This window comes from Aquitalea sp. FJL05 (genome assembly GCF_003852595.1).
GTDB classification, from domain to species: domain Bacteria; phylum Pseudomonadota; class Gammaproteobacteria; order Burkholderiales; family Chromobacteriaceae; genus Aquitalea; species Aquitalea aquatilis.
In genome coordinates this window covers 486240-503896 of sequence record NZ_QAJS01000009.1, presented here as the reverse complement: position 1 = coordinate 503896, position 17657 = coordinate 486240, and the positions used below count along the sequence as shown (strand labels likewise).

Genomic DNA, 17657 nt, shown 5'->3' with positions numbered 1-17657 from the left:
ATTTTGTTAGCCGCTCTTATTCCCTGCACACATTTACGCCCTGCACCGGGCAGGCTCAGGCAGACAGCACGCTGCTCTCGATCAACTGCAGCAAACGACCCAGCGCCGTCAGTACGGTTTGCTGCCGCACCGCCGCCCGATCACCGGCAAAGTGGCAGACAAAGGCCTGACTCAGTCCATCCGGCCCGGCCAGCGCCAGCCATACCGTGCCCACTGGCTTGGCTGGCGAACCACCCCCCGGACCGGCAATACCGGAAACAGCCACCGCCCAATCAGCAGCGGCACGCTCACGCGCTCCTGCAGCCATCTGCCGCACCACGGCCTCACTGACGGCACCGTGCTCGGCCAGCGTAACGGCCTGCACCCCCAGCAGATCCTGCTTGGCCTCATTGCTGTAGCTTACCAGGCCATAACCGAACCAGGCCGAGCTGCCGGCAATATCAGTCAGCGCGGCGGCAATCATGCCACCGGTGCAGGACTCTGCCGTGGCCACGGTTTCGCCTCGTGCCAGCAGCTGCTCGCCCAGTTGTGCCGCCAGCGCGGCTGCCTGCTTATCCATGCACGCTCCTGAAATATTCAATCAAACCGTGGGTTGAGCTGTCGTGTGCAGCAGGTGCGGCGGCAGCGGCATCCAGCTCGGGCAGGATGCGCCGGGCCAGCTGCTTGCCGTATTCTACGCCCCATTGATCGAAGGAATTGATGCCCCAGATCACCCCTTGCACGAAGACCTTGTGCTCGTACAGCGCCAGCAGCATGCCCAGGGTGTGGGGCGTGACCTGGTCCAGCGCAATGGTGTTGGAGGGCTGATTGCCCGGAAACAGCTTTTGCGGCAGCAGCATGTCCAGTTCTTCGCCCGGCAGATCAGGCAATTCAGCCATCACCTCGGCCTCGCTCTTGCCGCGCATCAGCGCCTCGGACTGGGCAAAGCAATTGGCCACCAGCACGCGGTGCTGCTGCTCCAGCCCGTAATGACTGTTCATCGGCACGATGAAATCACAAGGCACCAAGCGAGTACCCTGATGCAGCAGCTGGAAAAAGGCATGCTGGCTGTTGGCCCCTTCCTCGCCCCAGATCACCGGTCCGGTATCGAAGTCCAGCGGTGCACCAAAACGCCCCACCCGCTTGCCGTTCGACTCCATGTCCAGCTGCTGGATATGCGCTGGCAAACGGCGCAGGCCGTGGTCGTAAGGCATGATGGCGTGGGTATGCGCCTGATAGAAGGTGTTGTACCAGATGCCGATCAGCGCCAGCAGCACCGGCATGTTCTGTACCAGTGGCGCATTGAAGAAGTGTTCATCCATGGCATGCGCGCCATCCAGAAACTGGCGGAAGCTGTCGTAGCCCACGGCTAGCATCACCGGCAGGCCAATGGCCGACCAGACCGAATAACGCCCACCCACCCAATCCCAAAAGCCGAACATGTGTTCGGTATCAATGCCAAAAGCCTGCACGGCCGGCGCATTGGTAGACACGGCAACAAAATGCCGGGCAATGTCGCCCTGGCTTCCAGCCTGCAAAAACCAGGCCTTGGCCGCCTCGGCATTGAGCAGGGTTTCCGGCGTGGTAAACGACTTGGACGCCACCACAAACAGCGTGGTGGCCGGGTCCAGCTGCTCCAGCGTACGGGCGATATGCTGGCCATCGACATTGGAGACAAAATGCACCTTCAGCGCAGGATGGGCATAGGCCGACAGCGCCTCTTTCACCACCAGCGGCCCCAGATCCGAGCCGCCAATACCCAGGTTCACCACATCGCGTATCGGCTGGCCGGTGTAGCCCAGCCACTGCCCGCTGCGTACCTTGTCGCTGAAAACCCGCATGCGCTGCAGCACGGCATGCACCTCGGGCACGATATCCTGCCCATCCAGCAGCAGGCTGGCCGACGCGGGCAGACGGAGCGCGGTATGCAGTACAGAGCGCCGTTCGCTGACATTGATGCGTTCACCGCGGCGCATGCGCTGCATCCAGCCTGACAGATCCGCCTCGTGCGCCAGATCGATCAACAGCTCCAGCGTGCGTTCGGTGATACGGTTTTTCGAGTAATCCAGCAACAAGCCATCCAGTTGCAAAGAAAAACGCTGGAAACGCTGGGCATCGGTCTGAAACAGTTCACGCATCTGCATGAAACGGGTGGCACGCTGATGCTGGTGCAGCCGAGCCCAGACGGGGCTGTGATTGATACCGGTTTTGCTGTCGTCAAACATGGTCGTGAGATGGCTGCATTCAAAAATGGAATTGGATTGTGCTTTACTCACCCCGCCACCGATGGCCGGGCTGGCAAGAATAAAGGGGACTGGCGTCCCCTTGGCAAAATGCATGTTACCACTGTAGTGCCAGCACTACATCACACCTTGAGAAAGTGCTCGCGGTAGTATTTCAGCTCTTCGATGGATTCCTCGATATCCGCCAGCGCTTCGTGCTTGCCGCGTTTCACCACGCCACGCGCCACCTCAGGCCGCCAACGCTTGCACAGCTCCTTCAGCGTGGACACATCCAGATTGCGGTAGTGGAAATACTCCTCCAGCTGCGGCATCCAGCGCACCATGAAACGGCGATCCTGATGGATGGTATTGCCACACATCGGCGTGGTACGGGCCGGCACATACTCGGCCATGAAGGCCAGCAACGTCGCCTCGGCCTCGGCCGCACTCAGGGTGGCGGCCTTGACCTTGGCAATCAGGCCGCTCTTGCCGTGGGTATTCTTGTTCCAGTCATCCATGGCGTCCAGCACGCTGTCCGGCTGGTGGATCACCAGCACGGGCGATTGCCCCAGCACATTCAACTGGCTGTCGGTGGCAATCATCGCCACTTCGATAATGCGGTCGGTTTCAGGATTCAGCCCGGTCATTTCCATGTCGAGCCAGATGAGGTTGTTCTGATCTTGTGCCATACTGTCCAATCTTTGCGAAACCCAAGCATTTTCCTTCATTGCCGCCGCGGCGGCAAACCCACCTGCGTAAATCATGACCGAGGCATTCCGCTATCTCTTTCTGGGCGCTCTGGCGCTGACCCTGATTCTCAAATTGTGGCTGGGCTTGCGCCACATCCGCCATATTGCGCGCCATCGCGCCCGCGTACCGGCAGAGTTTGCCGACGCCATCACACTGCAGCAGCACCAGCATGCCGCCGACTACAGCATGGCCAAAACCCGGCTGGGCTTGCTGTCCAGCTGTATCGACACCGCACTGATCGCCGGCCTGACGCTGGGCGGTGCACTCGACTGGCTGGCACGGCAGATTAGCGGCCTGGCTCTGGGTGAAATCGGCAGCGGCCTGCTGCTGGTCGTGGCCCTGACCCTGCTCACCTCCGCCATCAGCCTGCCCATCTCGCTGTATAGCACTTTCCGTATCGAGGCGCGCTTCGGCTTCAACAAGATGACGCTGACCATGTTTGTGCTGGATGCCATCAAGGGCAGTGCCATCGGCGCGCTGATCGGCCTCCCCCTGCTGGCGCTGGTACTGTGGCTGATGGCCCAGGCCGGGCCGCTGTGGTGGCTGTGGGTGTGGCTGGTATGGTCGGCCTTCCAGCTATTGATGGTGGCGCTCTACCCCACACTGATCGCCCCCTTGTTCAACCGCTTCCAGCCACTGGAAGACCTGGCGCTGAAACAGCGCATCGAAGCCCTGCTGGCACGTACTGGTTTTACCAGCCAGGGCGTGTTCGTGATGGACGGCTCGCGCCGCTCCAGCCACGGCAATGCCTACTTCACTGGTTTTGGCAGCGCCAAGCGCATCGTGTTTTTCGACACCTTGCTCAAGCAGCTGTCGGCAGAGGAAATCGAAGCCGTACTGGCGCACGAACTGGGCCATTTCAAACGCAAGCACATCGTCAAGCGCATCGGTTTTGCCTTTGCCCTGTCGCTGGGCTTTCTGTTCATACTGGGTCAATTGCTGCATGCCGGCTGGTTCTACCAGGCATTGGGCGTCAGCACACCCAGCACCGCCATGGCGCTGATCCTGTTCTTCCTTGCCGTGCCGGCTTTTACTTTTCCGCTGACACCGCTGTCCAGCCTGCTGTCGCGCCGTCACGAATACGAGGCAGACGAATTTGCCGCCAGCCAGTCCGATGCGCACCATCTGGTCGCCGCACTGGTCAAACTCTATCGTGACAACGCCTCGACCCTGACACCAGACCCGCTGCACTCGGCGTTTTACGACTCCCACCCTCCGGCGAGCCTGCGCATCGCCCATCTGCAAGGAGCCCGTCCATGAATCTGCTCGCCCTGCATTGCGAGGCCCAGCACGGCAAAAGCCCGCTGGATGCCAGCACCATCAATCAATTCCTGACCACCCTGCCTGACTGGGAAGTCAAAGGTATCGAGCTGTGCAAGACTTTCCGTTTTGACGACTATTACCAAACCATGGCTTTTGTAAATGCCCTGGCCTGGATTGCCCATCAGGAAGACCACCACCCAGACATGTCGGTGCACTACAACCGCGCCGTGGTGCACTTCAGCACCCACGACGCCGGCGGCCTGACTCTCAACGACTTCATTTGCGCGGCGAAAACCGAAGCGCTGCAAGGCCAGGCATGAGAGCAGCCATCGGACAGATCATCCGCAGCCATGGCCGCCGCTTCATCGTGGAGGCCGAAGGCCAGACCTACGGCTGCTCCACCCGCGGCAAACGGGTGGACTTCGCCTGCGGCGACCGCGTGGAAATCCTGATTCAGAACAAGGAACAGGCCGTCATCGAGGAAAGCCTGCCACGCAGCAGCCTGCTGTACCGTCAGGACGACTGGAAGACCAAGGTGATTGCCGCCAATGTCAGCCGCATTCTGTTTGTGATTGCCGCCGTTCCCAGTCCCAACGAAGAACTGCTCAATCGCTGCCTGATTGCCGCCGAGGCCGCCGACATCGACCCGGTCATCCTGATCAACAAGGCCGACCTGCCGGAAACCGCCGCGCTGATCGAGAAGCTGCAGCCCTATGCCGCGCTCGGCTACAAGATGATCACCCTGTCGGCCAAAGAAGACATGAGCCCGCTGCTGCCGCTGCTGGATGGTGAAACCTGCGTCTTTGTCGGCCAGTCCGGCATGGGCAAGTCCACCCTCACCAACGCCCTGCTGCCCGAGGCCAACGCCCGCATCGGCGACATTTCCGAAGCACTGGATTCCGGCAAGCACACCACCACCCACGCCACGCTCTATCATCTGGATACCCTGTCGGCGGGCAGCGACCTGATCGACTCCCCCGGCCTGCAGGAATTCGGCCTCAAGCATTTGCAGGCCACCGACCTGCTGCACTACTTCCCGGAAATGCGCCCGCTGATCGGCCAATGCCGTTTCCACAACTGCACCCACCGCAAGGAGCCTGATTGCGCAATCAAACAGGCCGCAGAAGATGGCACGATATCCCGGCAAAGACTGGATTTACTACAACGTTTAAGTAATGAATTGTTAAATCATTCTGCATAAAACGTTTTGTCATCTGGCCTGTTTACAATTCGGTGCAGGACTCATATTCTGGTAAGAAAAAAGTCATATCAGACTTCAGATCAGCGAGTTTTTCGCCCCAACAAAGACAAGGAGCCAGCATCATGACAAAACGCATCGCACTCGTAACCGGAGGCATGGGCGGCATTGGCACCGCCATCTGCAAGGCTCTGGCCGAATCCGGCCACACCGTCATCACCACCTACAGCAAACCGGGCAAGGAACAGGCCTGGCTGGCCGACATGAAGGGCATGGGCTTTGCCGACATCCACGCCTACCAGTGTGACGTCACCGATACCGCAGCCTGCGCTGCCATGCTGGCAAAGGCCCAGCAGGAAGTCGGCGCAGTGGATGTACTGGTCAACAATGCCGGCATTACCCGTGACGGCACTTTCAAGAAACAAACCAAGGATGACTGGGACGCGGTCATCAAGACCAACCTGGATTCGCTGTTCAATATGGTGAAACCGGTTCTGGACGGCATGGTGGAGCGCGGCTTTGGCCGCATCATCAATATTTCCTCGATCAATGGCCAGAAAGGGCAGTTTGGCCAGACCAACTACTCCGCCGCCAAAGCCGGCATGCATGGTTTCACCATGGCGCTGGCACAGGAAGTGGCCCGCAAGGGCGTCACCGTCAACACCATCTCCCCGGGCTATATCGCCACCGACATGGTGATGGCCGTACCGGAAGAAGTACGCAACAAGATCGTCGCCAACATCCCGGTGGGCCGCCTGGGCAAGCCGGAAGAAATCGCCGGCCTGATCAACTACCTGGCCTCCGATGTTGCCGGTTTCATGACCGGTGCCAACCTGGCCATCAATGGCGGCCAGCACATGATGTAAGCCGGATTCCACAAGGGATACCGCACAAAAACCCGGCATCGCGCCGGGTTTTTTATTGCCCTCTTCATGCGCGGCATTCTGCTATGCTGACGGCCTTGAATTTCACATCAGAGCAAGATATGGCTGAACATTTGACCATTCAGGGCGAAACCAAGGAAGAAAAATACCAGACCCTGCTGCCGCAAGCACAGGCACTGGTGCAATACGAAGACGACCAGATTGCCGCACTGGCCAATCTGGCCGCAGCACTGCACGCCAGCTTTGACTGGTTATGGACCGGCTTTTATCTGGTCAAGGGCCAGCAACTGGTGCTTGGCCCCTTTCAGGGGCCGATTGCCTGCACCCGCATCCCGCATGGCAAAGGGGTATGTGGCAGCGCCTGGGCACAAAACCGCACGCTGATCGTGCCGGATGTCGATGCCTTTCCCGGCCACATTGCCTGCTCATCCAGCGCCCGCTCGGAAATCGTTGTCCCCGTACGCAATGCAGCCGGCGAAGTGGTCGCTGTGCTGGACGTGGACTCCGCTCAACTCGACCAGTTCGACGCCAGCGACGCACAATATCTGGAAAGCATCTGTCAGGCGCTACAGCACCTGTTTTAACCCAAAAAAAGCAGATGCGTAAGGTATCTGCTTTCAGGCTGCTGACAAAGTAAACGGGGGCGATTTCACCGGACCCGGCAAAGCCGGGCCTTTCTGCTCACTGTATTGATCCGGCGGCCTTCCCATTGATTCCCAACCCCCGCCCTTGCCCTGCAAGGGAGACTCGCCTTCCTTTCGGAAAGCGAGATGGGTGTGTCAATAAGCTGAAGAGCAGATGCGGCCATGCATCTGCTCTTCAACCATCCATTCAGGCCAGGGGCAATTGCAACTGCCTGCTGACCCACTCGCGCATGCCAGCCTCATCCAGCACAGCCAGATCCTGACGCGCATCATGCATGGCAGAGGCCAGCCGATGCAATTGTCGCTCCAGCCCCGCCGCCATCTCCCCAGCCAGCCGCGCATTTTCCCCAGCCATATCCAGCAATCGGGCATTGGCCTGCTCCCCCAGCACCGACTGGCGCTCGGCCGCCTGTTGCAACTCGATATTGCGCTGCTCCAGCATTTCCAGCCGCGCCGCCTGCTTGCCGGATTCGCGATCCCGCTCGGCCAGTCGCTCACGCCACACCTGCTCCACCTGCAATACCTGGCGCCGCGCCGCCTGCAACTCCTCCTGCAAGGCCGCCGTCGCCAGCTTCATGGCCTGGCGCTCCTCCTCGACCTGCTCATACAGGCGTAACCGCAAGCCTTCCAGCCGCTCATAAGCCAGGCTCTCACGCCGCTCGGCCTCCTGCCGTGCCTCTTGCAGCCTTTGCTCATGCCGCGCCTCCAGCTCGGCCACCCGCTCATCACTATCTCGGCGCACTTGCTGCGCCTCCAGCCTGCTGGCTTCCAGCTGTTCACCCAGCCGCTGGCTGTTCGACTCCAGCAAAACATGCCGCTGCTCGGCAGACTGCAGCTTGCCGTCCAGCTCCTGCAGACGGACTGCCCGCAGCTCCAGCTCACGCAAGGCTGACTGCAAGGAAGCCTGTGTGGTTTCCAGCTGGGCCTGGGCCGCCGCCTGTGCCTGGAGCGAATCCGCCACTTGCTGCTCGGCCTCTTGCCGTACCGCTTCCCATTGCTGTTCGGCCGCGGTGCAAGACTGCTGCCAGATCAAGCCGAATGCCTCGGCCAGGCCGGCAGGCCAATCCGGATGACGGGCCGAACTGGCCATACGCGCCAGAAACTCCTGCCGCCACTCCTTGAGTGTGTTGTTGATGGTGGTATTGGAACCGGTACCCAAGCGGCTGCGCACCTCCACCACGGTAGGCCACACCCCTTCCCCCACCAATTCAAAAGCCACCTGCCGAATGCGTGAATAGATGTCAGTTGCCATGCCAACCATACCATTTCAGTTGAATGAGCACATTTTATCACAAGCATAAAATATTATTTATTACGTATTACATTATTTTATTACACAATCGCTACAATTATTTCCGATTACTGTACTTATCGGATGTTTCTTTCAGAAAATTTCAAAATACCAGCCACCATGCAGCAAGCCCCTCCTTCCCAGAGCCCTCTTGCCGACCCTTCTTTAGACACCGCAAGCCAGCATCAATGCATGATCGATGCCGACCGCACACCATCCTGCATAACAACACCCCACACCAAAGCCACCAGCAACGGCCCCCTCCAAAAACAAAAAAGCCCGGCATGCAAGCCGGGCCTTACCAAGCACCACTTCACATCAGGCCGAAGCATCTCCCGCCACCTGGCGCAAATCCGCCACCATCTGCGACAAGCGATTCTGCAGATCCGAAATATCCGCCTGCGAGTTCAGCAACTCATCCACCCCCTCATCCAGCGCCCGATTGAGCACATTCTCCTGATTCGTCGTCAACATCATCGACACATAAGCCGCATCCACCCGTTGCCGCACATTTTCCAGCGCAATGCGACTGGAAACCTGGTTATCCCGCTGCGCCCTGTCCACCTCTCCCAGCACCTCGGTCATGCGCAAGGCCAGCCGCACGATTTCCTCATCACGATTCCGCGCCAACTCCAGCGCAGCCAGCGCACCAGCATGCACATCTGCCGTTTCCACCAGCATGGTCAGGTGATCACGCAAGCGGCCGCAGCGATCCTCATCCCCCAGCGGCATGTCGCGCACCAGCAAGGACACCACCGGATAGTTGATCACCATGCGCGCCTTGAACTGCACCAGACGCCCCATGCCGACCAGATGATCCATCACCGACAGCTCCAGCGGGCTAGCCTCACCACCGCGACAACGCGTTATCCCACCGGTCGGCACGCGCACCTGCACGCAAGACTCCAGCCCATACAGCGCCACACCAGCCACCATGGCATCCGCCAGCTCCAGCACCGTGGATGCCGTACCCAAACGCTTCACCACCTCCAGCAAGGCCCCCATCTCGCTCATGCTCTGCATGGCGGTCATGGCAGCACAGCTGGCATCACGGGCCAATCCATTCAGCCTGCCACGCTCAACAGTGGAGTCAATCAGCCGCTGCAACTTCGCTACCAGTTCCGGCGCAGAAAACGGTTTGACGACATAATCCTCACCCCCAGCCTCGTAGCCGGCCAGTCGGTCTTCTATCTCCTCGCGCGCCGACACAAATACGATCGGCACCTGCGCAAACTCTTCATTTGCCCGGATGCGGCGGCAAGTCTCAAAGCCATCGATGCCGGGATGCATTTCCACATCCAGCAAGATGGCTGCCGGACGCACCTCACTCAGCATCGCCAGCGCCTCCTCGCCGCTACTGGCATCCACCACCTCAAAGCTACGCGACAAGCCCATTTTCAGCAGCCGCCGCACCGTCTCCACATCGTCCACCACCAGTATTTTTGCTTTTTCGTTCATGCCTGAAACACCTTTTCCCCTTACCTATCTAAGTACTCAGTCTCTCTTCTATAGCTGCCAACACCAGTCCTATTCAAGCGACATCAGCAAAGTCAGCTGGACTAGGGCCTGTTAACACTATGTTTTCTGCGGCGCAGGCCCTGAAAGGTTGTCAATGCAAGGCGGAGGGTGCAGCGCTTGGTGGCCCCAAGCGCAAATCCGACAACGCAGCAGTGGCAAGCTAATCCGGCCTGCCCTGCGGGGCGGATGTTGAGCGGCGCGCGGTTTTTCGCGCATTGCATCCCCTCAACATCCGCCGCCGTGAAAAAAATAGCGTTAACAGGCCCCAAGCCCACCCGGCCAAGCACCAACACCGCCACAACGCTGCAAGAGTGCTTGTCCACCGCACCATGCCGCCCTAGAATCGGCAAGCCCATGCCCAATATCCTGCCCGACACCCGACACCCCGACGCCCTGATCGCCGCCCAGTCCGACCAGCAGGCCGTCCTGCTATGGCTGAGCGAATTCATCGACCGCCCGGCCACCTTGCGCAGCTATCGCAAGGAGACCGAGCGCTTCCTGCTGTGGCTGACAGATCGCCACAAGAGCCTGCAAGCCGTGCGGCGGGAGGATGTGCTGGACTACCAGCGCTTTTTGCAAGCACCCTGGCCAGCAGAACGCTGGATAGGACCAGCCCGGCCACGCCAGCATGCGCACTGGAAACCATTTACCGGGCCACTGAAGCCCGCCAGCATCCGCCAGGCCCTCACCATTCTGTCCGCCCTGTTCAGCTATCTGAGCGAAGCCGGCTACCGCCATGGCAACCCGTTCAAGCTGCTGCGCCAGCGCCAGACGCTGGACACGCGCCCGGTGGAACGCTTTCTCGACCACGCCGCCTGGCAAGCCATTCTCAGCGCACTGCAACACCTGCCACACAACACGCACCGCGAGCAACTACAAGCAGCCCGCGCCCGCTGGCTGCTCACCCTGCTCTACCTCACCGGCGCACGCCGGCAGGAAGTAGCCGCAGCCCGCATGGGTGACATCAGCCAGCGGCGGCAACAATGGTGGTGGCGCGTACATGGCAAAGGCGGCAGCACTGCCGATATACCGGTATCCGATGAATTGCTGCAGGCACTGGGCGACTATCGCCACAGCCTGGGACTGGGCCGCCTCCCCCAGCACGCCGAAGACACGCCCCTGCTGTGCCGCATTCCCGGGCAAGGCAAGGACAGCCTGCACGGGGTCAGCGACAAGGCGATCTACCTGATCTGCCAGGAAATCTTCAAACGCGCCGCCAGCCATTGCGAAGACCCGCAAAGTCGCAGCCAGCTACTGCAGGCCAGCACCCACTGGCTGCGCCACACTGCGGCCAGTCATCAGCTGGAAGCGGGCGTGCCGCTGCTGATGGTGAGCCAGAACCTGCGCCACGCCAGCATCCAGACCACCCGCCGCTACCTGCACAGCGAAGACGAGGCGCGGCACGAATTCTCCCAACGACATCGCTTTACCCGCTCAGAGTAATCTTTTACTGATCAGCCTCTGCGGGCGCATACCTGTTGGCTGAAGGCGGACTTCCACCGGCCATCCGCTCCTGCCAGCCCAGCAGCCCCGCCCGACATGCCACGCCACATCATCTGCATCAGGCACGCAGGCCCGCCAGCATCACCGTGAGTTTTTCCAGCGACATCACCTCGTCCACACCACCGTGCTGGATGGCCTCGTTGGGCATGCCGAATACCACGCAGGATTCCTCATCCTGTGCCAGGGTACGGGCACCGTTATCACGCATCTCGCGCATGCCGCGCGCGCCATCGTCGCCCATGCCGGTCATGATGACGCCAACCGCATTCTTGCCGGCGCTGACCGCGACCGAGCGGAACAGCACATCCACCGAAGGGCGATGGCGCGACACCAGCGGGCCGTCCTTTACTTCGGCCTGGTACTGCGCACCATTGCGCTTGATCAGCAAATGCTTGCCACCCGGAGCAATCAGCACCGTGCCGGGCAGCAGGCGGTCACCATTGCAGGCTTCACGAATCTCCACCTTGGCCAGCCGGTTCAGCCGCTCGGCAAACGAAGTGGTGAATTTTTCCGGCATGTGCTGCACCACGGCGATGCCCGGACAGGTAGCCGGCAGCCGTGGCAGCATGTACTCCAGCGCCTGAGTACCACCGGTGGAGGTGCCGATGGCGATGATTTTTTCCGTAGTACGAAACATGGCCCGGCCGGATGGCGCTTCCAGCACGGCATCGGCGGTCAGCTTGGGCGCCGGGCCGGCCGATGCCGCTGCGCCATGCAGGATGCGCTTGACCGCGCCCATTCGGGCTCCGGCCGCGGCACGCACTTGCTGGATCAGCTCTTGCGCGCTGCCTTGCAGGAATGACTTCAGATTGAGTGCAGGCTTGGTGATGATGGTCACCGCGCCGGCAGCCATCGCTTCCAGCGTGATGTGCGCGCCTTTTTCGGTCAGCGAGGAACAAATGATGACCGGAGTGGGATGATCGGCCATGATCTGCCGCAGAAAGGTCAGGCCGTCCATGCGTGGCATTTCGATATCCAGCACGATCACATCCGGCCATTGCTGCTTCATGCGCTGCATGGCAAACAGCGGGTCGGGCGCGGCACCCAGCACCTGGATATCCGGCGCGGCGGCCAGCATCTGGCTGAGCACTTCCCGCACCACGGCGGAATCATCGACAATCAGCACCCGAATCGGCATGTTCTCACCTTTGTGTATGGCTGACCGGCACATGGCGGTAACGCGAAGGCTGCTCTTGCTGCAAGGGCAGGTCCAGATTGCGCAAGGACTCCGAATGACCGATCAGCAGATAGCCGCCAGGGCGGATCTTGCTACACAGCTGGCTGAGCACCTGCTGCTTGGTCTCGCCATCGAAGTAGATCAGGACATTGCGCAGCAACACCACATCGAACTGCGCCTGGCGAAAGTCTTCGCAATGCAGCAGGTTGATATTGGAAAAATCCACCTTGCGCGCCAGTTCCGGCAGCACCCTGACCTTGCCGCTGTATTCATCGATACCGCGCAGCAAGTATTTGCGCCACATGGCTGGCGGCGTCCTGCGCACTCTGTCGTGCAGGTAGACGCCACGCCGGGCAAATGCCGTGACCTGGGTATTGATGTCACTGGCGTACACCTGCCAGTTGCCATGCAGGCCCAGGCTATCGGCCAGCGTCATGGCGATGCTGTACGGTTCCTCCCCGGTCGAGCAGGCGGCCGACCAGATACGGATCGCGCCACGGCGCTGGCCATGCAGCTCGCGCACATGGTGCTGCAGCCAGTCAAAGTGCTGCGGCTCGCGAAAAAAATAGGTTTCATTGGTAGAGAGCAGGTTGATCGCCCTTTGCTTCTCCACCCTGCCCTCCGCCCCCTGCAGCAATTGCCAGTAGGCCATGAAACTATCCAGCTGCAGCTGGCGGATGCGTTTGGACAGGCGCGACTGCACCAGGGCCAGCTTGCCCGGCGGCAGGTCGATGCCCGCCTCCTGGTAGATGAAACGGCGAAAGCGACTGAACTCCTGATCGCTCAGCACCGGATCGCGCCCCAATAGCGGTCCCGGGCCAAACACTAGCTGACCTCGGCTTCATCGCTGAAATACTGCAGGCTGGCCGACTCGGCCATGGCGCTCAGCTCGGACACCGACAAGGCCTGCTGCACATTCAGCAAAATGGCAAAGCGCTCGTTGATGGTGGCAATACCCTCGATGAAGTCGCCGCGAATGCTGGCACCAAAGCTGGGCGAGGGGTCGATGTCGCGGCGCGGTATTTCCAGCACTTCGCACACGGCATCCAGCAGGATGCCGACCTCGCTATAGCCGCTTTCCAGCCCTGGCAGCGACAGAATGGCCACACAGGTGGAGGGCTTGAGCTCGGTCATGCCTCGGCCAAAGCGGATGGAAAGATCAATCACCGGCACCACCGAGCCACGCAGATTGATGATGCCGCGCACAAAGCCGGGCATCATCGGCACCTGGGTGATGCCATCAAACTCGATGATCTCGCGGATGAAGTTGATCTCAATCCCAAACAGATCCTCACCGAGAATAAAGGTCACGCAGTGAAACTTGCTGTCGGTGGCGGCGCCGGCCACAGGTTCAAGACGTTCTTTCATGGTCTTGCTCCTAGTACTTGGTGAACTTGTCGTCGTCTATCTCGTCGTCAAAATCGTCATCACCGTGCGACTGCGGTGGCGGAGCACTGGCCTTGCGCGTGCTCCCTGCGCCATGGCCAAGCTTGCGCATGCTGCTGCGACCACCGCGCAGCTTGAACTGCTGCATCAGCTCTTGCAGCTGCATGGCGGCGGAGCTGAGCTCTTCCGAGGTGGAGCTCAGCTCTTCGGCGGAAGATGCCGACGACTGCATGCCGCTGCTGATCTGGGTCACTGCGCTGTTGATCTGGTCGATGCCGGTACGCTGCTCGCGCGAGGCGGCGGAGATTTCCTGCACCAGGGTCGCGGTCTGGTCGATGCCCGGCAGCATTTCCTGCAGCAGCACACCGGCACGTTCGGCCACGCCCACCGAGCGCCCGGCCAGATCACCAATTTCCTTGGCGGCCACCTGCGAGCGCTCGGCCAGCTTGCGCACCTCCACCGCCACTGTGGCAAAACCCTTGCCATGCTCGCCGGCACGGGCCGCTTCGATAGCAGCGTTGATGGCCAGCAAATCGGTCTTGTTGGCGATATCGTTGATGACGGTAATGCGCGAGGCGATTTCCTTCATGGCATGCACCATGTCACCCACGGCACGGCCGCCATCGGTGGCGCTGCTGGCCGACTTGGCGGCAATGCCTTCGGTGACGCGGGCATTGTCGGCATTCTGGGTAACCGTAGCGGCCATTTCCTCGACCGAGGCGCTGGTTTCCTCGACACTGGCCGCCAGCTCCGACGAAGTTTGTGCCAGCGAATTGGCGGTGGCCGACACCTGCTCCGAGGCCGAACCGATTGATTCGGACATGGAGCTAACCTCCAACAGCGTGTCGGACAGGCGGTGTGCCATGCCCTTGATGGAAAACAGCAGGCTGGAATCGTCATTGCTGCGCAGGCGGATGGGCACCGACAGATCACCCTGAGCCACCCGCGACACCACCTGCATGGCATAGGCCGGATCACCACCCAGCTGGCTGAGGATGCTGCGAATCACCAGCAGCGCCACCACGATACTCACCACGATGGCCAGCAGCACGATGACCAGGATCATTTCCAGGGTATGCCCGCTGGTGGCCTTGCTTTCATCCATCTCCGCACTGGCCTGCTTGAGATTGGCATCGATCAGCTCGGTCATGATGCTGTTGATGCTGTCGAAGGTAGGCCGGGCCTTTTCCGACATGATCTTCAATGCCAGCTTGTTGTTTTCGCCATTACCGTTATCGGTGTAGGACAGCTTCTTGACTTCAGCCGCATAGCCCTCATAGGCCGCCCAGGCGGTATCAAAGCGCCGCAGCGCGTCTACTTCTTGCGGGCTGAGTGCCGTTTTACGGTAGTGATCCAGCGCGCCATTCATTTCCTTTTCAAACTTGCCGATATTGATGTCCACCTGGTCCATGACCTTGGTGTCAGTCTCGGCGATATAGCGGTACAGCGAACGATTACAGGCCATGGCATAACGCGCGGCATGGCCCAGATCCCTTACCGGTATCAGCTCGCGCTCATACATATTGACGGTCAGGCCAGTCATCTTGTCGGTAGAGGAGTAAGCCAGCACTCCCAGCAATAACAGAAATGCCAACACCAGCGAAAAGGCAATGGTCAGCTTGTTTCTAACCTGCAGTGTGTGAAACCAGTTCATGGCAGCCTCCGGACCTGTTAGAAAATAGGCAATGCGGGTTTAGTTCTTATCGCTCACCAGCGCTTCGGCACGCTGGCGGATGGTACGACGCTCACGCCGGCAGGCGTGCTGGATCAACTGGGGAATGTCCAGCACCAGCGCCGGCTTGCCATTGCCGAGGATGGTGGAGCCACTGATTCCCCGCAGTGACTTGAAAATCTCGCCCAGCGGCTTGATGACTGCTTGTACTTCGCCCATCAGCTTGTCCACCACGATGCCGGCACGATGCTCACCGTAATGGACAATGACGATGAACTCCGGCCCGCTGGCCGGCGGCAGGCCGAACAGCTCGCGCAGCGAGACAAAGGGCAGCCAGTCGCCACGCAGGTTTACCTGGCGGGAGTGCTGGTTCATGGCCTCCTGCGGCATGTCGACGCATTCGATCATCATGTCCAGCGGCATCACCAGCGCCGAGTCGTTTACCTCCACCCGGAAGCCATCGATGATGGCCAGCGTCAGCGGCAGCCGCAGGCGGAAGGTGGAACCGACGCCCGGCGTGGACTGGATTTCGATTTCGCCGCGCAGCGCCTCGATATTGCGCTTCACCACATCCATGCCGACTCCGCGACCGGACAGATCGCTCACCGCGTCGGCAGTGGAGAAGCCCGGCAGGAAAATCAGCTGCAGGATGTCCTGGTCGCTCAGCGGCCGGCCGTCGGCCAGCAAGCCGCGCTCGGTGGCCTTGGCCAGCACCTTGTCGCGATTGATGCCGCCACCATCGTCACTGACTTCCACCACCACCGAACCGGCATCGTGATAGGCATTGAGCGTGATGGTGCCCACTTCCGGCTTGCCGGCGGCACGCCGCTTGTCCGCCTGTTCCAGCCCGTGATCAACGGCATTGCGCACGATGTGCATCAGCGGGTCGGTCAGCTTTTCCACCATGGACTTGTCGATTTCGGTATCAGCCCCCTTGATCTCCAGCTGGATGGCCTTGTCCAGTTGCCGCGAGACTTCACGCACCATGCGCGGGAAGCGGCTGAACACCTCATCCACCGGCACCATGCGCAGGGTCAGCGCGTCATCGCGAATGCTTTCCACCAGGGTATTGATGATGGCCACTGACTCCAGCAGCTCGGCATCGCCACGGCTTTGCGCAATCAGCTTGGTGCCGGACGAGGCAATCACCAGTTCGCCCACCCGATTGATCAAGCGGTCCAGCTTGCTGGCCTCGATGCGGATGTACTGGTTTTCACTGCGCGGCACGGCCTTGGCCGCCGCGCTGGCACTGGCTACCGGCTTGTCTTCGTCCACCACGGCGGGCTGAGCCTCCAGCGGCACCTCCTCACTGACGCGCCGAGCCTCCTCCGGCGTCAGCGCCGCACGTTGCAGCCAGCGCTGCAACTGCTCGGGCTCGTCCAGCCGTTGCCATACAGCACGGTAATCTGCCAGCGGCGCATGCGGCGGCAGGATGCAGATCAGGCTTTCTTCCTCGATGAATTCAAAGGTGCCGGCGATCTTGTCCAGGCTTTCACCGGAATCCAGCGCCAGGTCCAGGCCGATGAAGCACTCGGTCGGGTCCAGTTCTTCCAGCTGGGGCGTGGCGCGCCAGACCAGCTCGATGCTGCGCACCTCGCCCAGCTGCCCCAGATAGCGCAAGAAGGACAAGGGATCAAAACCATGGCGAAAGGTGTCGGGATGAAAACGCAGCGACAGCTGCCAGTACGGGCTCTGGCTTTGCTCTGCCGTCGCCGGCAGCTCGGCGGCGACCGGACTGGTCACTGCAAGGACCGGAGCCGTCACCCCGGCAGTGGAGGATGACTGCTGGTAGGCACTGAGCCACTTGAGCAGTGCTGCGCCTTCCGGCAGGTCCTGCACCGCCTGCTCCTCATTGCCGTTGGCGGCCTCCAGCAGCAGGCGCAGGTGGTCGTTGCAGTTGAGCAGCAGATTGACCAGGTCATCACTCAGCTCGACCTCGCCCGAGCGCAGGCGCTCCAGCACGTTCTCCACCACATGAGCGAAGCGCACCAGCGCGTCCAGCCCGAAAATACCGGCCGAACCCTTGATGGTATGGGCAGTACGAAACAGCAGATTGAAAGTTTCCGCATTGGGCGGATAGATGTCCGGGTGCAGCAGCGCATTTTCCAGCGCCGTGCACAATTCCTGGGACTCTTCAAAGAAGATGGCCTTGGCCTTGCTCAGATCCATT

At 60.6% G+C, this 17657-nt stretch carries 16 protein-coding genes; 6 read left to right on the top strand and 10 right to left on the bottom strand.

The window, feature by feature from the left end; genetic code table 11:
* Window positions 1-55: 55 nt before the first annotated feature.
* The 3 genes from DBR44_RS10410 to orn form a co-directional block, all read right to left on the bottom strand.
* Window positions 56-559 (bottom strand): CinA family protein, encoded by a 504-nt coding sequence (locus DBR44_RS10410; protein WP_124643991.1) that lies wholly within the window; start codon window positions 557-559, stop codon window positions 56-58.
* Window positions 552-2204, bottom strand: a complete 1653-nt coding sequence (pgi, locus tag DBR44_RS10405; protein ID WP_124644032.1) for a glucose-6-phosphate isomerase — start codon at window positions 2202-2204, stop codon at window positions 552-554. Before pgi ends, DBR44_RS10410 begins: the two co-directional genes overlap by 8 nt.
* A 140-nt stretch (window positions 2205-2344) precedes the next feature.
* Window positions 2345-2890 carry an oligoribonuclease gene (orn, locus tag DBR44_RS10400; protein WP_124643990.1) on the bottom strand — a complete coding sequence of 182 codons (546 nt, stop codon included), beginning with the start codon at window positions 2888-2890 and terminating at the stop codon, window positions 2345-2347.
* Between the two features lie 73 nt (window positions 2891-2963).
* Between orn and DBR44_RS10395 the strand changes: the two genes are divergently transcribed.
* From DBR44_RS10395 to DBR44_RS10375, 5 genes are all read left to right on the top strand, one after another.
* A complete protein-coding gene (locus DBR44_RS10395; RefSeq protein WP_124643989.1) occupies window positions 2964-4211 on the top strand; it encodes a M48 family metallopeptidase in 1248 nt (415 codons plus the stop codon).
* Window positions 4208-4534 (top strand): 4a-hydroxytetrahydrobiopterin dehydratase, encoded by a 327-nt coding sequence (locus DBR44_RS10390; protein ID WP_124643988.1) that lies wholly within the window; start codon window positions 4208-4210, stop codon window positions 4532-4534. Before DBR44_RS10395 ends, DBR44_RS10390 begins: the two co-directional genes overlap by 4 nt.
* The gene (gene rsgA / locus DBR44_RS10385) at window positions 4531-5415 is read left to right on the top strand and encodes a ribosome small subunit-dependent GTPase A (RefSeq protein WP_124643987.1); all 885 of its coding nucleotides are present in this window, start codon (window positions 4531-4533) and stop codon (window positions 5413-5415) included. Before DBR44_RS10390 ends, rsgA begins: the two co-directional genes overlap by 4 nt.
* Before the next feature lie 122 nt (window positions 5416-5537).
* Window positions 5538-6278: an acetoacetyl-CoA reductase gene (gene phbB / locus DBR44_RS10380; protein ID WP_124643986.1), complete on the top strand. Its 741-nt coding sequence runs from the start codon at window positions 5538-5540 to the stop codon at window positions 6276-6278.
* A gap of 119 nt (window positions 6279-6397) precedes the next feature.
* Window positions 6398-6880, top strand: a complete 483-nt coding sequence (locus tag DBR44_RS10375; protein WP_124643985.1) for a GAF domain-containing protein — start codon at window positions 6398-6400, stop codon at window positions 6878-6880.
* Window positions 6881-7127: 247 nt separating this feature from the next.
* On the opposite strand, the gene DBR44_RS10370 is transcribed toward DBR44_RS10375, so the two are convergent.
* Window positions 7128-8192, bottom strand: coding sequence for a DNA-binding protein (locus DBR44_RS10370; protein ID WP_158613593.1), 1065 nt, complete (start codon window positions 8190-8192; stop codon window positions 7128-7130).
* Window positions 8193-8549: 357 nt separating this feature from the next.
* Window positions 8550-9689, bottom strand: coding sequence for a PleD family two-component system response regulator (locus tag DBR44_RS10365; RefSeq protein WP_124643983.1), 1140 nt, complete (start codon window positions 9687-9689; stop codon window positions 8550-8552).
* 414 nt (window positions 9690-10103) lie between these two features.
* Between DBR44_RS10365 and DBR44_RS10360 the strand changes: the two genes are divergently transcribed.
* Window positions 10104-11192: a site-specific integrase gene (locus DBR44_RS10360; protein WP_124643982.1), complete on the top strand. Its 1089-nt coding sequence runs from the start codon at window positions 10104-10106 to the stop codon at window positions 11190-11192.
* Window positions 11193-11310: 118 nt separating this feature from the next.
* Here the strand turns inward: DBR44_RS10360 and DBR44_RS10355 are convergent, their stop codons facing one another.
* The 5 genes from DBR44_RS10355 to DBR44_RS10335 are packed head-to-tail and all read right to left on the bottom strand — an operon-like array spanning window position 11311 to window position 17656.
* Complete coding sequence (locus DBR44_RS10355) at window positions 11311-12390, bottom strand: chemotaxis response regulator protein-glutamate methylesterase (RefSeq protein WP_124643981.1); 1080 nt, start codon at window positions 12388-12390, stop codon at window positions 11311-11313.
* A gap of 4 nt (window positions 12391-12394) precedes the next feature.
* Window positions 12395-13255, bottom strand: a complete 861-nt coding sequence (locus DBR44_RS10350) for a protein-glutamate O-methyltransferase CheR (RefSeq protein WP_124643980.1) — start codon at window positions 13253-13255, stop codon at window positions 12395-12397.
* Window positions 13255-13797 carry a chemotaxis protein CheW gene (locus DBR44_RS10345; RefSeq protein ID WP_124643979.1) on the bottom strand — a complete coding sequence of 181 codons (543 nt, stop codon included), beginning with the start codon at window positions 13795-13797 and terminating at the stop codon, window positions 13255-13257. The genes DBR44_RS10350 and DBR44_RS10345 overlap by 1 nt, the downstream gene beginning before the upstream one ends.
* A 10-nt stretch (window positions 13798-13807) precedes the next feature.
* Window positions 13808-15469, bottom strand: a complete 1662-nt coding sequence (locus DBR44_RS10340) for a methyl-accepting chemotaxis protein (protein ID WP_124643978.1) — start codon at window positions 15467-15469, stop codon at window positions 13808-13810.
* 39 nt (window positions 15470-15508) lie between these two features.
* Window positions 15509-17656 carry a chemotaxis protein CheA gene (locus DBR44_RS10335; RefSeq protein ID WP_124643977.1) on the bottom strand — a complete coding sequence of 716 codons (2148 nt, stop codon included), beginning with the start codon at window positions 17654-17656 and terminating at the stop codon, window positions 15509-15511.
* Window position 17657 lies beyond the last annotated feature (1 nt).

What these genes read in the sequence shown, in the direction of transcription:
- DBR44_RS10410 (WP_124643991.1), bottom strand. Translation starts at nt 559, where the DNA reads ATGGATAAGCAGGCAGCCGCGCTGGCGGCACAACTGGGCGAGCAGCTG.
- pgi (WP_124644032.1), bottom strand. Translation starts at nt 2,204, where the DNA reads ATGTTTGACGACAGCAAAACCGGTATCAATCACAGCCCCGTCTGGGCT.
- orn (WP_124643990.1), bottom strand. Translation starts at nt 2,890, where the DNA reads ATGGCACAAGATCAGAACAACCTCATCTGGCTCGACATGGAAATGACC.
- DBR44_RS10395 (WP_124643989.1), top strand. Translation starts at nt 2,964, where the DNA reads ATGACCGAGGCATTCCGCTATCTCTTTCTGGGCGCTCTGGCGCTGACC.
- DBR44_RS10390 (WP_124643988.1), top strand. Translation starts at nt 4,208, where the DNA reads ATGAATCTGCTCGCCCTGCATTGCGAGGCCCAGCACGGCAAAAGCCCG.
- rsgA (WP_124643987.1), top strand. Translation starts at nt 4,531, where the DNA reads ATGAGAGCAGCCATCGGACAGATCATCCGCAGCCATGGCCGCCGCTTC.
- phbB (WP_124643986.1), top strand. Translation starts at nt 5,538, where the DNA reads ATGACAAAACGCATCGCACTCGTAACCGGAGGCATGGGCGGCATTGGC.
- DBR44_RS10375 (WP_124643985.1), top strand. Translation starts at nt 6,398, where the DNA reads ATGGCTGAACATTTGACCATTCAGGGCGAAACCAAGGAAGAAAAATAC.
- DBR44_RS10370 (WP_158613593.1), bottom strand. Translation starts at nt 8,192, where the DNA reads ATGGCAACTGACATCTATTCACGCATTCGGCAGGTGGCTTTTGAATTG.
- DBR44_RS10365 (WP_124643983.1), bottom strand. Translation starts at nt 9,689, where the DNA reads ATGAACGAAAAAGCAAAAATACTGGTGGTGGACGATGTGGAGACGGTG.
- DBR44_RS10360 (WP_124643982.1), top strand. Translation starts at nt 10,104, where the DNA reads ATGCCCAATATCCTGCCCGACACCCGACACCCCGACGCCCTGATCGCC.
- DBR44_RS10355 (WP_124643981.1), bottom strand. Translation starts at nt 12,390, where the DNA reads ATGCCGATTCGGGTGCTGATTGTCGATGATTCCGCCGTGGTGCGGGAA.
- DBR44_RS10345 (WP_124643979.1), bottom strand. Translation starts at nt 13,797, where the DNA reads ATGAAAGAACGTCTTGAACCTGTGGCCGGCGCCGCCACCGACAGCAAG.
- DBR44_RS10340 (WP_124643978.1), bottom strand. Translation starts at nt 15,469, where the DNA reads ATGAACTGGTTTCACACACTGCAGGTTAGAAACAAGCTGACCATTGCC.
- DBR44_RS10335 (WP_124643977.1), bottom strand. Translation starts at nt 17,656, where the DNA reads ATGGATCTGAGCAAGGCCAAGGCCATCTTCTTTGAAGAGTCCCAGGAA.